The 13,034-nt window shown below is 65.6% G+C and carries 14 protein-coding genes and 1 tRNA gene; 10 read left to right on the forward strand and 5 right to left on the reverse strand.

The window, feature by feature from the left end:
* Positions 1 to 27 precede the first annotated feature (27 nt).
* Together GBG68_RS09875 and GBG68_RS09880 are read left to right on the forward strand one after the other, a co-directional pair.
* A complete protein-coding gene (locus tag GBG68_RS09875; protein ID WP_152765673.1) occupies positions 28 to 3,168 on the forward strand; it encodes an efflux RND transporter permease subunit in 3,141 nt (1,046 codons plus the stop codon).
* Between the two features lie 127 nt (positions 3,169 to 3,295).
* A complete protein-coding gene (locus GBG68_RS09880) occupies positions 3,296 to 3,637 on the forward strand; it encodes a P-II family nitrogen regulator (RefSeq protein ID WP_152146803.1) in 342 nt (113 codons plus the stop codon).
* 24 nt (positions 3,638 to 3,661) lie between these two features.
* On the opposite strand, the gene GBG68_RS09885 is transcribed toward GBG68_RS09880, so the two are convergent.
* Positions 3,662 to 4,084: a MerR family transcriptional regulator gene (locus tag GBG68_RS09885; RefSeq protein WP_226801763.1), complete on the reverse strand. Its 423-nt coding sequence runs from the start codon at positions 4,082 to 4,084 to the stop codon at positions 3,662 to 3,664.
* Between the two features lie 78 nt (positions 4,085 to 4,162).
* On the opposite strand from GBG68_RS09885, the gene GBG68_RS09890 reads away from it, so the two are divergent.
* The 7 genes from GBG68_RS09890 to GBG68_RS09920 all read left to right on the forward strand — a co-directional run bounded on the left by GBG68_RS09890 (position 4,163) and on the right by GBG68_RS09920 (position 8,813).
* Positions 4,163 to 4,960 carry a cation transporter gene (locus GBG68_RS09890; RefSeq protein ID WP_152146807.1) on the forward strand — a complete coding sequence of 266 codons (798 nt, stop codon included), beginning with the start codon at positions 4,163 to 4,165 and terminating at the stop codon, positions 4,958 to 4,960.
* On the forward strand, positions 4,945 to 5,286 hold the full coding sequence (locus GBG68_RS09895; protein WP_152146809.1) for a DUF3703 domain-containing protein: 342 nt from the start codon (positions 4,945 to 4,947) through the stop codon (positions 5,284 to 5,286). Before GBG68_RS09890 ends, GBG68_RS09895 begins: the two co-directional genes overlap by 16 nt.
* Positions 5,287 to 5,686: 400 nt before the next feature.
* A complete protein-coding gene (locus GBG68_RS09900; protein WP_152146811.1) occupies positions 5,687 to 6,292 on the forward strand; it encodes a hypothetical protein in 606 nt (201 codons plus the stop codon).
* The gene (locus tag GBG68_RS09905; RefSeq protein WP_152146814.1) at positions 6,276 to 6,671 is read left to right on the forward strand and encodes a hypothetical protein; all 396 of its coding nucleotides are present in this window, start codon (positions 6,276 to 6,278) and stop codon (positions 6,669 to 6,671) included. Before GBG68_RS09900 ends, GBG68_RS09905 begins: the two co-directional genes overlap by 17 nt.
* A 90-nt stretch (positions 6,672 to 6,761) precedes the next feature.
* Positions 6,762 to 7,040, forward strand: a complete 279-nt coding sequence (locus GBG68_RS09910) for a hypothetical protein (protein WP_152146816.1) — start codon at positions 6,762 to 6,764, stop codon at positions 7,038 to 7,040.
* A gap of 3 nt (positions 7,041 to 7,043) precedes the next feature.
* Positions 7,044 to 7,238 (forward strand): hypothetical protein, encoded by a 195-nt coding sequence (locus tag GBG68_RS09915; protein ID WP_152146818.1) that lies wholly within the window; start codon positions 7,044 to 7,046, stop codon positions 7,236 to 7,238.
* Between the two features lie 375 nt (positions 7,239 to 7,613).
* Positions 7,614 to 8,813 (forward strand): tyrosine-type recombinase/integrase, encoded by a 1,200-nt coding sequence (locus GBG68_RS09920; protein ID WP_152146820.1) that lies wholly within the window; start codon positions 7,614 to 7,616, stop codon positions 8,811 to 8,813.
* Positions 8,814 to 8,893: 80 nt separating this feature from the next.
* Here the strand turns inward: GBG68_RS09920 and GBG68_RS09925 are convergent, their stop codons facing one another.
* The 4 genes from GBG68_RS09925 to GBG68_RS09940 form a co-directional block, all read right to left on the reverse strand.
* The gene (locus tag GBG68_RS09925; RefSeq protein ID WP_152146822.1) at positions 8,894 to 9,223 is read right to left on the reverse strand and encodes a hypothetical protein; all 330 of its coding nucleotides are present in this window, start codon (positions 9,221 to 9,223) and stop codon (positions 8,894 to 8,896) included.
* Between the two features lie 403 nt (positions 9,224 to 9,626).
* The gene (locus GBG68_RS09930) at positions 9,627 to 11,171 is read right to left on the reverse strand and encodes a primase-helicase family protein (protein ID WP_152146824.1); all 1,545 of its coding nucleotides are present in this window, start codon (positions 11,169 to 11,171) and stop codon (positions 9,627 to 9,629) included.
* 142 nt (positions 11,172 to 11,313) lie between these two features.
* A complete protein-coding gene (locus GBG68_RS09935) occupies positions 11,314 to 11,772 on the reverse strand; it encodes a hypothetical protein (protein WP_152146826.1) in 459 nt (152 codons plus the stop codon).
* Positions 11,773 to 12,091: 319 nt separating this feature from the next.
* On the reverse strand, positions 12,092 to 12,388 hold the full coding sequence (locus GBG68_RS09940) for a hypothetical protein (protein ID WP_152146828.1): 297 nt from the start codon (positions 12,386 to 12,388) through the stop codon (positions 12,092 to 12,094).
* 389 nt (positions 12,389 to 12,777) lie between these two features.
* On the opposite strand from GBG68_RS09940, the gene GBG68_RS09945 reads away from it, so the two are divergent.
* A tRNA-OTHER gene (locus tag GBG68_RS09945) sits at positions 12,778 to 12,900 on the forward strand.
* Positions 12,901 to 13,034 lie beyond the last annotated feature (134 nt).

The following is a 13,034-nucleotide window of genomic DNA, read 5'->3' on the forward strand; positions in this document are numbered from 1 at the left end:
CTTAGGCACTGCATACGAGTCTGAAGCATGATCGAACGAATTATTGACCTTGCGCTGCGCAGCCGGCTGCTCATGCTGGTCCTGGCGCTTGCGGTGATCGGCGGCGGCCTCTTCAGCTGGCGGCAGCTGGCTGTAGAAGCGCAGCCCGATGTGTCGCCGACGCTGGTCCAGGTGTTCACCGTCACTGAGGGCCTGGCGCCGGAGGAAGTGGAAACCTACGTCACCTATCCCGTCGAGCGGGCGATGACCGGGCTTCCCAATGTGGCGGAGGTCAGGAGTATCTCCAATTTCGGCCTCTCGGTGGTCAGCGTCTATTTCGAAGACGGCACGGACATGTACTTTGCGCGCCAGCTCGTCGGCGAGCGCGTGCAGGAGGCGCGCGAGCAGATTCCCGAGGGCTTCGGCGAGCCGGAGATGGGTCCGATCTCCACCGGTCAGGGGCTCATCCTCTACTACTACCTCGATGCGCCGCCGGAGCGCTACAGCCTCACCGAGCTGCGCGCCATACAGGACTGGCTGATCAAGCCGCAGCTGGAGACGGTGCCCGGAGTCACCGAGGTGCTCGGCATCGGCGGCTTTGAGAAGCAGTATCAGGTCAACGTCGACCCCGACGCCTTGCTGCGCTACGACTTGACGCTCGATGAGGTGATCGAGCGCGTCGAGGCCAACAATCTCAACGTGGGCGCCCAGTTCATCGAGCAGCGCGGCGAGCAGTTCGTGGTGCGCTCGGAGGGCCTCGCACAGGGCGTGGAGGATCTCAGAGCCATCACTGTCAAGACCGAGGACGGCACGCCGATCAGGCTTGAGGATGTGGCGCAAATCGAGATCGGCGGTGCGGTGCGCCAGGGCCTGCAGACCCTCAACGGTGAGCGCGAGGTCGTCTCCGGCATGGTCGTGCAGCTCTACCAGGCCGACACGTCCGAGGTCATCGAGCGGGTCGAGGCGAAGCTCGCACAGATCGGCGAGAGCCTGCCCGAAGGCGTCTCCATCGTGCCCTATTACGAGCAAGGCACGCTGGTGCAGAACAGCGTCGCCACGGTCACGGACGCACTGCTCCAGGGCATCGTGCTGGTAGCGCTGGTGCTGCTCGTCTTCATGGGCGGCCTGCGCCCCAGCGTGGTGGTGGCGCTCGCCATCCCCTTCTCGGTGCTGTTCGCGGTCATCGCCATGCACTGGTTCGACATTTCCGCGAACCTGATGAGCCTTGGCGGGCTGGCCATCGCGATCGGCATGATGGTGGACGGCACCATCGTGATGGTCGAGAACGTTGACCGTCATCTGCGCGAGGCCGTACCCGATGAGCCGCGCATCCATGTCGTCGGGCGCGCCTGCCGTGAGGTGGCCCAACCGGTGGTGTTTGCGATCGCCATCATCATCATCGTGTTCGTGCCGCTGTTCACGCTCACCGGCGTCGAGGGCAAAACCTTCCGCCCGCTCGCCTACACCGTGGCCCTGGCGATGCTCGGCTCGCTGGTCTACGCCCTGTTACAGGCCCCCGTGCTCAGCGACCTGCTGATGCGCCGCCCGGCCCAGCGCAAGAGCAAGGCTGCGGCGTCGGATAGGAGCGAGGGCACCGCCCAAGGCGAGTCGTGGATCGTTCGCGCGCTGCTGGTGCCCTACCGGCCGCTGGTGCGCTTTTTTATCCGCCAGCGCTGGATCGCGGTGGCCCTGGCGATCGGGCTAATGGTCGCCGGCGCGGCCATCTTCCCAAGGCTCGGCAGCGAATTCTCGCCCCGCCTCGCCGAGGGCGATCTGATCGTCAACCTGACTCTGGCTCCGTCGATTTCCCTGGACGAAGCCACGCGGCTCACGCTGCTCGCCGAGAAGCGGATGCTCAGCGTCCCGGCTGTGGAGGCGGTGGTCAGCCGCATCGGCCGCGGCGAAGTGGGCGCCCACGCCGACCCGATCAACTCGGTGCACGCCTTGGTCGTGCTCGCGCCGCGCAGCGAGTGGGCCGAGCTCGGCTTCGACTCGCAGGGCGATATCGAGCGAGCGCTAAGACAGACGCTCGATGGCATGCCCGGCGTGATGGCAAACCTCACCCAGCCGATCCAGCTCTCGGTTGACGAGCTGGTCGGCGGCGTGAGAGCGGATCTGGCGATCAAGCTCTTCGGCGATGATCTGGCGACGCTCAAGCGCAAAGCCGACGAGATTGCCGCTGTGGTGCGCGAGGTGCCGGGTGCGGCGGATGTGCAGACCGAGCAGGTCACCGGCACGCCGCAGCTGCGGATTCGTCCGGACCGCCAGGCGCTGTCTCGCTACGGGATCGATCTGGCGACGGTGCAGAATGCGATTAGCGCCGCCGTCGGGGGCGTCGAGGCTGGTCAGATCTTCGAGGGGACGCGCCGGTTTGATATTTACATCCGCTACCAGGAGCGATTCCGCGACGACGCCGAGGCGATCGCCGATCTCCTGGTCCAGGCGCCCGACGGGCAGGATGTACCGCTAGGTCAGCTCGCCACCATCGAGGCCATCGAAGGCCCGCGGCAGATCACCCGCGAGAATGCCCAGCGCTACATCACCGTGCAGGCCAACGTGGAGGGGCGCGACATCGGCAGCTTGGTGCAAGACGCTCAGGCGGCGATCGACCGGGAGGTCGAGCTTCCAGCCGGCTACATCCTGGACTGGGGCGGCCAGTTCGAGTTGCAGCAGGAGGCCAATGCGCGTTTCGCGGTGGTCATCCCCGTCACCCTCGCGCTCATTTGCCTGATGCTCTACATGAGCTTCGGCTCGATCAAGAGCACCGCTTTGATCCTGCTCAACATTCCGCTGGCGCTGGTGGGCGGCGTCGCCGCGCTGTGGTTGAGCGGTCAGAACCTCTCGGTGCCGGCCTCCGTGGGATTTATCGCCTTGCTCGGCATCGCGCTGGAGAACGGCATGGTGCTGGTGACCTATCTCAATCAGCTGGTGAAGTCCGGGGTGCCGGTGGACGAGGCTTCGGTCCGCGGCGCGAGCCTGCGCGTACGGCCGGTGCTGATGACCGCCGTGACGACGGCGCTAGGGCTGGCGCCGCTGTTGTTCGCAACCGGCACCGGTAGCGAAGTGCAGCGGCCGCTGGCGGCGGTGGTGGTCGGTGGGCTAATCACCTCCACCGTGCTCACGCTGCTGGTGATACCGGCGCTCTATAAGTGGTTTGCCGTCCGCGTCGAGCCCGAAACCGGCGCCTGAGTAAGCTGTGAGCAAGAGCCAAGGACGGCGCATGGCGTCCCTGTAGGAGAGCGCGTCCCTAATCGGAGGCGCCGCTCCCGCAGGTTTCTAGTGAACGGTGTAACCCAAGCATGCTGAGGAGATTGTCATGAAGAAAATCGAGGCGTTCATCAAGGAGGAGAAAGTGGAGGAAGTCACGCGTGCGCTTCGTCCGATCGAAGGCCTGACGGGCATGACCGTGCTCCGGGGGGAGGGCTTCGGTCGACGACATGAAGGCAGCGAACTGGCCCCGACACCGGAGATGATCCACGACTTCCGCCAAGTGGCCCGAGTCGAGGTCTTCTGTATGGATGCACTGGCTGAAACCGTGGTTGCCGCTATCGAGAAGGCAGCCCACACCGGCTTGCGTCACGATGGCAAGATCTACGTACTACCGGTTGAGCAGGCAGTACGGGTTAGCTCGGGCGAACGCGGCGAGGGGGCGATTTGACGGTCCCTCCATGGCGGCCGGGCCCTATACCCGGCCAGCAGACTCCGCTGAGAGTGTCTCAATGATGCGGCAGTCATCGATGGTGCCTCCTGCGCAGCATACGCTCAGGCGCTCGAGCTCGGCCTCCAGGGCGCGCAAGTCACGGAGGCGCATTCGCACCTGCTCGAGCTGTTCTACAACCTTGGCGTCGACCGCGGCACAGGAGGTTTCACGCTCATCGGCAAGGCTAAGCAGCTCACGAATATCGTCCAGACTAAAACCCAATATGCGGCTGCGCCGGATAAAGAGCAGACGGTCGCGCTCGACCTCGGTATAGAGGCGATAGCCTGCGGCGGTACGGCCTGCGGAGGGCAGCAGCCCCAGACGCTCGTAATAGCGAATCGTTACAGCCTTGGTGCCGGTGGCCTTTGCCAGCTGCCCCACCGTGTAGTGCTTGTCAACACTCACCATCATCCTCCTCGCTTGACCTTATAGTCGCTACAACCCTCATTCTACCGCCAATGATTCCTGGATGAGGATCGGACAATGAATAGCTGCTGCGAGAACAAGGCCGGCGAGCTCGCCCAGCTGCGTGCCAAGCAAGGGCGCGTGCTCTACATCGTGCTCGCCATCAACGCCGTGATGTTTCTCTTCGAGTTCATCAGCGGCTGGTTGGCGCGCTCGACGGCGCTGCTCGGTGACTCGCTCGATATGTTCGGCGATGCCTCGGTATACGCGCTGACGATCTACGCCCTGCAGCGTAGCGCCCGCACGCGCGCGGCTGCGGCTCTATTCAAGGGCGCGTTCATGCTGCTGTTTGGTCTCGTCGTCATCGGAGATGCCCTGCGCAAGAGCGTGCTGGGCGTGGTGCCCGAGGCCGAGTGGATGGGTGTCGTTGGGCTAATCGCGCTCGCTGCCAACACGGTGTGCTTCATGCTGCTCTATCGCCACCGCAGTGACGATCTCAACATGCGCTCGACCTGGCTGTGCTCCAGGAATGATCTCATCGCCAACACCAGCGTGATCGCCGCGGCGGTACTCGTGGGCCTCACGGGCACGCTGTGGCCGGACGTCCTGGTCGGTCTTGCCATCGCCGCGCTCTTTCTGCACTCGGCTTGGCAGGTGCTCAGGGAAGCTTGGCAAGAGTGGCGTGCACACAGCCCGCAGACGGTTGAGACAGTGTCAACTGTGGAGCCGTCCGGCGCATGTTGTGGCACTGACATCGTAGCGAGGGCAGATAGCTGCTGCGGCACCGATGCTGCGGCACAGGCGGATAGCTGTTGTGGAGCGAGTGCCGTAGACGCAAAAACCAAGAGCGAGCGCGAGCAATGCACAACGCACTGAAGTCACTCTACCGGGACGAGCTTGCCGCGGCGCAGGCGGCCGAGGCGCGGGGCAATCTCCCGCAGGCCTTCGCGCACCTTGAGCGCGCTCACATCCTGGGTCAGCGCTTTGCGCTGGCACATGCGGCGACCCACCTGCGCATGCTCAGGCTCGGCTGGCAGTTGCGGGATGCGCGCGAGGTACGCGGCCAACTCTCGCGCGCGCTGGCGGCGCTGCTCTTTTCGCGCATCTGGGTGCCCGTCGGCAATACCGGGCGGGCGAATGTCAGTGCCTTCAGACCGATGCCGCTGCCCGAAGATCTAGCGCGGGTGCTGGTCGAGTCCTAAGCGCACGTGGATGAGGCGCGCACACGGGTTTCGAGGTATGGCGCTAGCGACTAATCGGCCGGACGGGTGTGGAGCCGGAGGTTGTCTATGCCTGCTGGTTCACCCGCATATCATCCTCGTGGCGTTTCTGCCGCCCATGCCGTGGCCGTCCGGCCGTTCGGCGATCGACACCAACTCATGAGGATGAACCCATGCTGTCCCTGATTTCCCCCTGCGCGTCCGCGCTGTCCCATCTCGATCTGCCCAGCTCCAGCTCGTCCTGGCTGCCGAGCGAAGTGGATTTGACGGTGAATCTGACCCTGCGCCGCTGACCGGCATCCAGCGACCCTACCGCAACCCCCATGGCCTTCGCGGGCCATGGGGGTTTTTCGTTTCTGTCTACCGCAAAGAGGTCTTCGTCATGACCGACGACAATATCCCCTACTACCACCTGCTGAGAGAGGGCACCGCGACCAAGCTCGGCCAGCGCGCCCAGGGCACGATCACCTACCGCTGGCTGGCCGACCCCGAGCACGAGCAGCTCTTTGTCGCCCTCACCGGCAATGAGAGCGGTGGCTACTTCAGCCGGGAGATCGTCCCGTTTCAGGCCGTCGAGGCGTGTTTCGCCCATCAGGACGAGGCGCTGGCGTTTCGCACCCGTATCTTCCGCCAAGCCTTCGTGGGCAAGAGCACCAACAACGCCGGCTTCCTTGCCGCCATCCTCCGGGCTGAAGGACTGCTGGGGCCGGCGCCGGAGGCGGCGCATGAGTATGTCCGCCTGGGCAACTGGGCCGCGTGGACGGCCGAGATGCTCCAGGGCGCGAGTCTCGGCACCGTGGGTGCGCCTCCATCCGCTGCCGCAGGGAAGGCGGGGGCCGCAGGGATAGCCGAGACGGCGAGCGCTGAGGACGCGCCGGACGCCGAGCAGGCGGAAGGGGCCGAATCAGTGGGCACTCGGAAGCGGCCTCGCAAGCGTGGCCGCCAAGCCGCGACAGAGGAGGGTGCCGGGGATGAAGGCGATTCGTGACCCCGCTGAGCTCGCAGCGGTCGAGGACGTGGCGCTGCGCGAGCTGCTGAGTCGGCGCATCCAGGAATGGCTGATCGACGGCTTGCCCTACGATCCGGAGACCTACGGCTGGTTCCTCCTGGTCGAGCCGGGCGACGACCCTGGCGACTCCCGGCACTACCACGACTGCCCGCCGCTCATCGGACGCCCCAGCGCCTTCGACGACCTCGACGAGTACATCCCGATCTTTGAGTGGGTGAGCGACCACGGGCACTGGTACGAGGCGGTGATCCTGCTCTCCGACGGTGGCGAGTTCATCTCGGTCATCGTGCCCAAGGCCGAAGGCGTCGATCCGAGCCTGCTCGCGATCTGCGAGGTTCTGGCCGAGGAAGAGGCCTGACCCGCGACAACCCTGCTTCCCCTGATCTTTCCCACCACACGACGCCGAGGGCCCAGCTGCTCTCGGCGTCTTTCGTTCTGGAGACTGCTCATGAGCAATACCCGTTTCTCGCTGGGCCAGTTGCTGATCACGGCCCGTGCCCTTGCCCGGCTCGATGAGCTGGGCGTATCGCCTGCGCCCTTCTTCGCCCGTCACCAGGCTGGCGACTGGGGCGACATCCCTCCTGACGATGCTGCGGCCAATGAGGAGGCATTGGCCGAGGGCGGTCGCTTGCTGTCCGTCTACCCGGCGGCGGAGGGCTGCCGCGTCTGGATCATCACCGAGGCGGACCGGCGCCTCACGACGATGCTGCTACCCGAGGAGTACTGAGGAATGGACAAGTCACGATTTCCGGTCCCTATCGACCCGGCGGTGGCGCAGGCCGTCGATCTCCTGGGCGAGGATGCCCGCGAGTTCTTCGAGGAGCGTGCCGCGCTCATCGAGTTCGACGGCGGCATCCCCCGCATCGATGCCGAGCGCTACGCCCTGGAGCAGACCCGTGAGGAGTTCGGGCTGCCGCTTCCCTGATTTCCCTGATGCCCCTGCTCCGCGTGTCGTCTCGCCCGGAAATGTCCCGGACCGAGCGCCGCCGGCGGCGCTACGTCTTCCTGCCCTTCTCCATTGCTCCACCGTCGGCGAGGGCGTAGACGAGGGCTTGGCGGCCATCGTCTCCCAGGGCTCGGGGATTTAGCAGACCCGTGCCGTTTCTCCGTCCTGCCTTTTGAGTCCAAGCATCTGATGCGTCGGAGGAAAGCGGCAGTCCCCGTGCCGTTTCCATTTTTCGTTAGGGAAACGTGAACAGACCCATAGGGGTTTCGCCATTCGGCTCCCCGTCCACTAGGCCGCGTCCGGTACCACGCCGGGTCGCGGCCTTCGTTTTTCTGATGCTCGACGAGGCAAACCATGGTCAACAAAACCACCAAATTCCGTTTCACCGACCGCGCCATCGCCAAGCTGGCCGCCCAGTCCGCCAACGCCCCGGCCAAGGCTGCCGAGTACACCGACTCCGAAATTCCCGGCCTGAAGGTGGAGGTGTCGAAGACCGGCCGGAAGGTGTTCAGGCTGCGGTATGTGTACCGGGGCGCGCGGCGCAACTATAAGCTCGGCGTCTATCCGGCGACCGATGTTGCCGCGGCGCGCTCGCGGGCGCTGGAGGCGCTGGCGCTTCTCGACCGGGACAAGGACCCGCAGGACGAGCGCAACCGCATCCGGGCGATGCCGACCTTCGCCGAATTCGCCAGCCAGACCTACCTCCCTTGGGCGCAGCGCAAGCGCAGCTACCGCGCCGACGAGTCGAAGCTGCGCCTGCACTTGGTGCCTCGCTTTGGCCACCGCCGGATTGATGGTATTGGCGTCCAGGACATCGACATCTACCACGGCGAGGTGAAGGTGAGTCATTGCGCGGCGACCGCCAACCGCCACCGTGCCCTCCTGTCGAAGATGTTCAGCTTGGCGGTCGACTACGGCCTGATCGCCGAGAACCCCTGTCGTCGGGTGAGGCTGTTCAAGGAGAACAACCAGGTCCAGCGCATCCTGACCAAGGACGAGCTGGGGCGGCTGATGGTGGCAATCGAGGCCGAGCTGAACCGAACGACGGCGCGCGCCGCCACGCGGGTGGCCGCCACCGTGATCAAGTTCCTGCTGTTCACCGGCGTCAGGCGGCAGGAGGCGCTGGAGGCGCGCTGGGAGCACGTGGACCTGGAGGCCGGTACGCTGTTCCTGCCCAACACCAAGAACGGCAAGGGGCGCCACGCGCTCTTGAACGACGAGGCGAGGGCCTTGCTCTCCGAGCAGCCGAGCCTGGGGCAGTCGCCGTGGGTGTTTCCGGGCCGCGATCCTGAAAAGCCGCTGGTGAACCCGACGAAGGCGTTCAAGCGCATCCTCGACGCGGCGGGTATTGAGGGGCGAGTGCGGTTGCACGATGCCAGGCACAATGCAGCAACGATCGCCATCAACGCGGGGGCCAGCCTCTACGCCGTATCCCGCCTTCTCGGTCATTCCAGCGTTTCGATTACGACGAGGTATGCGCACCTGGGCGATGCCGAGCAGCGGCAGGTAGCGCAGTCGGTAGGTAGTGCGATCCGGGCGGCCGAGTCGGCCTAGACGCATCCTGACTATGTAGTGTGACCCGAACGGCTTCGGCCGTTCGGGTCTCTTTTTTGCTTTTGGGGTCGGGTGGCGGCCTACGTGATGCTGAGCGGCTCGCCGTCCGGGGCCAGGAGGGTGACCTCTGGAGGGCGGCCGGGCCGGCGGCGCACGTGGACGAGGCTCTCGCGCTCCAGGCGGCGCAGCGCGTCGTAGCTGGCATCGCGGGAGACGCTGAAGCGGGCGAGCGCTATGCGCCTGAGCGTGACGGTCGGGGCTTGGCGTACGCGCACGAGCCACAGGAGCGCCAGGCCGAGAGCGAGGCTCTTCCCGGGTAGCGCGGCGGCTGTCATGAGCCAGGCCAGCGGCAGGGTGACAGTCGGCGAGCGCAGAATCCGGCGGCCGCGAGGCGAGGTGGCGATGAGCATGGCGGGACTCCCAGATGTGAGGGTGAGGCGGACGGCCTCCGGCGGAGCCGGAGCCATCCCCATTGGTCTGTTCGCCGCGTGGCGAAAGCGGAGGCCATAAGCCTCGCCCGGCCTCAGCTCGCCTCGGGCAATCCGGCGCGGTGAGGCGGCGACAACGCTTGCGGGCCAAGGGGAAATTGCGCTCGCCTCACTGCCTCGCCCAATTCATTGTCTTTTCCTCTTCTCCGGGTGGGGGGCAGGAGAAGGAAAAGTGCGATTTGTGCTGAGGCGCTGAGGCAATGAGGCGGCAGAAGCCGAAGTGACTGAAAATTATTAAGTTCTGCTTGGGGAGCAGCCAGTGGGGGTGTGAGGCGAGGCGAGGCGGAGTGAGGCCGCCCGGACGGGCGGCCCCAGAGACGGGTGGCTACTCGTCCGGCCTCTCATGGTGATGCGCGGCAATCGCATCCTCGCTGGCGTTCTGCCAGTGAGCGTGCCGGCGGATCGCCCAAACATTCGGCTTGGGACCATCGGGGCCAAACAGGCGCTTCTGGCCGAGGCGTAAGCCACCGATAGCGACCAGCGCCTTGCGGACCTCGGTGATGGTCGTGATCATGTTGCGCTCCGTGCGCAGGAAATCGGTCACCTCGCTGAGGATGACGATATCCTTCTCCAGCGGCGCCATGCCGCCCTCCAGCGCTTCGCGCAGGTAGTCCTCGGTCGGGGAGCGACTCATCGCCGCGAGCTCCGCGTGCCCCGGCTGCGCGGGCGGCGGTGCGTAGGGGCTGAACTCGGTGAGATCCCGACTCCGGAGGGCGTGAAGCACGTAGCACCGGCCCTCGCCGAAAAACCAAGCGAGCAGTTCTCCGGCGTCTTGGTAGTCGAGGGGAGCGGCATCGCTCACGAAGACCCAGTTGTGCTTGTCCGCTTCCTCCACGGTCACGTCCTCGCGCCTGCGGGCGAAGGCGAGGAAGCTTATGACGTTCGGGATCGAGAAGCCCTTCGCGTGCTTGGGCTCGATCCAGATCTGAGTGCTGGTGACCAGACGCTTGAAGGCGCGAGCGACGGTCCCGCTCATCCGGTCCATGTCGTCGAGGATGCCGAGCCGAGCGGCGAGAAAGCAGTCGTTGTGCTTGGCGACAAGATCGCTCGCGCGCAGATGAATCGTGTTCCGCGCGCCGACGAGCTCGGCCACCATGCGCCCGAGCAGGCTCTTGCCAATGTCGGGGCCGCCGACGAGCGTGATCGCGTACGGGAGCTTCTGGCCGGGGTGCTGGAGTTGATACGCGGTCCAGTCGAGAAAGAAGCGCGTGGCCTCCTCCTCGCCGTCGAACAGGCGGGCCACCAAGTCGAGGAACGGCGCGATGTCGCCCTCGGCCGCGGCGAAGGCGGGCGGTCGGTAGGTGTTCAGGTACGGCTTCCCGTGCCGCATCACTTTGTGCGGCGCTCCCGGGTCGAGCACGAAGCCGACGTACTTTTGGGCCAGCCCCGGATCGCGGAACAGGATTCTCTCGCAGAGGCCGAGGTTCTCGTCCAGATGCTCCTGGAAGAGGCGGCAGAAGGCGCGGAACGGCATGATCTCGCCGGTCTCGGTGTTCACCATGCCATCGACGGCCGCAACGTAGACGAACATGCTCAGGATGTCCGCGAGCGGGTCCGGGTTCCGCGGGTCCGCCTCCGGCGGCGGATTGCTCCGGCGAGGGATTTCCCCTCGGGCGGCTTCGTGGCGCTGAGGCTCAGGCTGGCCGGCCTGTCGAGCATGAGCGGGCTCATGCGGGGTTGATTCGTCGGCGGGTACCGCAGTCGCCTCAGCCAGGGGAGCTGCCGCGCTCGTCGTGTCGTGGGCGTCCTCGTTCGCCGACGGAAGCTCGACGTCGACGGGCGCCGCCGCGGCGTCGGGCTGGACCGCCCTCTCTCGGAGCATGTCCAAAGTGAGACGGGTGGAGGAGGGGGAGTGTCGGGTGATGGCCATCGTTATTCTCCGTGAGAGGAAGGCCGCTGGCCTTCCTCCTGCTCTGTGACTGATCGTTCGCCGGGTTTGCGCGGCGTCGCCACCGGCGGACGGTCCCGCCCCTGAAGGCGGAGACCCGTCAGCCGGTTTCTCTCGTGGGGGATCAGATTCCCCAGTCGGGCGAATTGGCGGCGCGCGCCGTGAGATCGACGGTGGTCTCGTCGGTGGCACGGTGCGGTTCGATCGTCAGGAGGCCGAGATGAGCGAGCGCCCGCATGGCCTCCGGCGAAGTGGCGGCGGCATAGAGCGCCTCAGCGAAGTCCTCGGGATCGGCCGGCTTGTCCAGCCAGCGCGGCAGCACGTGGTTGGCGACCGCGGCGGCGAGGAACGCGTTCGCGGTGTCGAACGATTCCTCCCGCGCTTCCCCAAGGTCGGGAATCGGGTAGGGGTGCCTGAGCAGCTCGGTGGCGTGGGCCTCGTCTTCGTCGACGATGGCGCAGGAGGTGGCCAGCACGATGTGTTTGAGCAGCAGAGCTGCTTCGCGCGAGGAGGTGTCGGAGAGGTCCTCCAGCTTCATCAGCGAGCGGACGGACGGGACAAAAGAGGGCTGTGACTCGCACATAATAGAAATCCTCAGCATATAAACCCTGCCCGGCCAGCGGCATTGCTGGTCGGGATGCGATCACGCGCACAACGGGGCGGCGCATATGCCGAGGAGCAAAGTTGATACGGGTCGGTCGCCTGGGGGCTCTGCTGAGGATTTGATCGGTCCTCTGAGGCCACAATGAGCGCTCAGCGGGTACCAGCAAAATCGTTTGGGTGAGCCAACCCAGACGACACGAGCACGGAGCCTTTCTCCACCGATGTGCTGGTGTCGCAGCCGGAAAGTCTTTCCTGTCTTGGTGGAAAAGTCAAGCCCTGGTGCGGGGGCCGCGGCGCGCTCAGACCTCCAGGGAGGATTGCTTTGGGTTGGGCCAGTTTTCCGTGAGCGCGCGCTGGACCTTCTGGACCCACACATCGTCTCGGGCTGCCGCCTCGCCGACATAGCCGTTTCCCGCATCCCAGGTATGGAAGCGGAAGAGGATGTCGCCATGGCTCTCAGGCGCACCCGTGGCATCAACCAGCTCCGCCTTGCCAGCTCGCGTGACGCGCACCTGCGTGTCAGTCGTGTCATCGCCCGAGCGGATGAATTCTCGGACATCGTCGAGACTGGGGTTTTCAGTCAGGTTCAGGATCATGCTACTCCTCCGGCAGATGGTACTGGCTGTCATCACCAGCCTACGATGGTGTCTCCGGCGCGATCATAACAGCGCCCGGTGTGGGTAGGATTGGCGCAGCATCCGGGTGCTGCTACGCCACCCCCCAGAGCAAATCCGTGCCTCAGCCGGCACAACTGATCGTCTGCCGGCGGGTGCTCACAGGATGCGCGGGCCGAGACCGCCTCAGTGCCAGTCGGTTTCGGCTGCGGCTGTCCGGGAGTCTTCCGGTCCGCAGCCGGGTTATTGCGCGGGATCTGGCGTAGGTGGCGCGGAGCAGCCGTGTCAGTGTTCGCCGCTCAAGGTATGGAGAACGTGCCCTCTGCCGGCTCGGCTCGGATAGGCATGGAAATCCTTGGAATGCAGGCAGGGGCCGGGGAACACCACGACTGCCTGCGATTAACGGCGGCAAGTCACTGTCATCACAGCCGATTCTCTCGGTCGACGTCTTGAAAATCCCCGTGTCGGCGGTTCGATTCCGTCCCCGGCCACCATATTGCTTCAGACAGAAGGCCCAGCCATGTGCTGGGCCTTCGTCGTTTCTGGGGCAAAAATCTCTGTGTCGCATGGCTCGCGGGCCGGCCCGCTCGCGCATCCCTTGGCGGGAATGCATTAACCGGCCGGCGCC

The sequence above is a fragment of the Alkalilimnicola sp. S0819 genome, assembly GCF_009295635.1.
Lineage (GTDB): Bacteria > Pseudomonadota > Gammaproteobacteria > Nitrococcales > WHIW01 > S0819.

What these genes read in the sequence shown, in the direction of transcription:
- GBG68_RS09925 (WP_152146822.1), bottom strand. Translation starts at nt 9,223, where the DNA reads ATGCTCATCGCCACCTCGCCTCGCGGCCGCCGGATTCTGCGCTCGCCG.
- GBG68_RS09930 (WP_152146824.1), bottom strand. Translation starts at nt 11,171, where the DNA reads ATGGCCATCACCCGACACTCCCCCTCCTCCACCCGTCTCACTTTGGAC.
- GBG68_RS09935 (WP_152146826.1), bottom strand. Translation starts at nt 11,772, where the DNA reads ATGTGCGAGTCACAGCCCTCTTTTGTCCCGTCCGTCCGCTCGCTGATG.
- GBG68_RS09920 (WP_152146820.1), top strand. Translation starts at nt 7,614, where the DNA reads ATGGTCAACAAAACCACCAAATTCCGTTTCACCGACCGCGCCATCGCC.
- GBG68_RS09905 (WP_152146814.1), top strand. Translation starts at nt 6,276, where the DNA reads ATGAAGGCGATTCGTGACCCCGCTGAGCTCGCAGCGGTCGAGGACGTG.
- GBG68_RS09900 (WP_152146811.1), top strand. Translation starts at nt 5,687, where the DNA reads ATGACCGACGACAATATCCCCTACTACCACCTGCTGAGAGAGGGCACC.
- GBG68_RS09915 (WP_152146818.1), top strand. Translation starts at nt 7,044, where the DNA reads ATGGACAAGTCACGATTTCCGGTCCCTATCGACCCGGCGGTGGCGCAG.
- GBG68_RS09940 (WP_152146828.1), bottom strand. Translation starts at nt 12,388, where the DNA reads ATGATCCTGAACCTGACTGAAAACCCCAGTCTCGACGATGTCCGAGAA.
- GBG68_RS09895 (WP_152146809.1), top strand. Translation starts at nt 4,945, where the DNA reads ATGCACAACGCACTGAAGTCACTCTACCGGGACGAGCTTGCCGCGGCG.
- GBG68_RS09880 (WP_152146803.1), top strand. Translation starts at nt 3,296, where the DNA reads ATGAAGAAAATCGAGGCGTTCATCAAGGAGGAGAAAGTGGAGGAAGTC.
- GBG68_RS09890 (WP_152146807.1), top strand. Translation starts at nt 4,163, where the DNA reads ATGAATAGCTGCTGCGAGAACAAGGCCGGCGAGCTCGCCCAGCTGCGT.
- GBG68_RS09875 (WP_152765673.1), top strand. Translation starts at nt 28, where the DNA reads ATGATCGAACGAATTATTGACCTTGCGCTGCGCAGCCGGCTGCTCATG.
- GBG68_RS09910 (WP_152146816.1), top strand. Translation starts at nt 6,762, where the DNA reads ATGAGCAATACCCGTTTCTCGCTGGGCCAGTTGCTGATCACGGCCCGT.